Origin of the sequence: Campylobacter showae CC57C (genome assembly GCF_000344295.2) — a bacterium.
Taxonomy (GTDB): domain Bacteria; phylum Campylobacterota; class Campylobacteria; order Campylobacterales; family Campylobacteraceae; genus Campylobacter_A; species Campylobacter_A showae_B.
In genome coordinates this window covers 1-926 of the sequence record NZ_AOTD01000116.1, presented here as the reverse complement: position 1 = coordinate 926, position 926 = coordinate 1, and the positions used below count along the sequence as shown (strand labels likewise).

Sequence of the window (926 nt, the reverse complement as noted above, 5' to 3'; positions counted from 1 at the left end):
TATCGGCTTTGGTTTGTATTGTAAAAGACCGTCATGATATATGTGCCAGTAAGGAGCATATTTGTATTTATTATTGGTTCTTTGTATCTTTTCTTCGGCCTCTTCGTCTCTGCCTTGATTCATTTTATAGATATAGTTTTCTTTTTCTTTCGCATAGTATTTTACGTTATCGTAGCACTCATCATACGCCTTCTTTAGCTCCTCTTTCGTAGGTTGACCCACGACGTCGTATTTTAAAAGAAGCTCTAGCATGGGTTCGTAGTTTGGGTAGTTTTGCAGCGCCACGTATAAAGAGCGTAGAAAGGTTGAATTTTCATCCCTTATGCCGGTAAATAAAGACGGCGTTTCTTTAAGTTTTGGTTTATACCCGCTAGCAAGGACTATATCGGCCATTTCGACATAGTTATGCCATACTATATACCTCATGGGGTTATTTGCGTCTTTGGATTCTTTATTGACTTGGTAATTATCTCGAAATACTATCTTTACGTCGTCTCCATCCATGATAAGCTTTTCGATATTGTTATAAAACGGAGGATCTATGTAGTACTGCACCGTCTTTACTTCATCAAATTTAACCCCGCTATCAAGGAGCAGCTTAGCGGTCTTTGTAGAGTTGTTTTCTATGGCGTAGGCCAGGGGCGAGAGCTTATAGTTATCTTGCGCATGAGCGTTTGCGCCCATATCTATAAGTCTTTTTGCCGTGACTTCGTCATCGTAAAAGCTAGCGTACATCAAAGGAGTAACGCCGTCTATTAGTGGAGAGTCTATGCTAATGTTATTATCTTGCATAAATTTTAAAATTTGATTCGTTTGCTTTGATTTTAAAAGCTTGCGGAAATTTTCCGCAAATGCATCGTCTTTTATCTGCTTATCTATATCCCAGTATCTAAAAGCAAAATCGTCTATCTCCTCTTGCGTTACGT

The 926-nt window shown here is 38.8% G+C and carries 1 protein-coding gene; it reads right to left on the bottom strand.

The genetic code is table 11. The features are described from left to right. The coding region (locus H740_RS04405) for an ankyrin repeat domain-containing protein (protein WP_002951768.1) at positions 1-926 on the bottom strand (926 nt) is incomplete at both ends.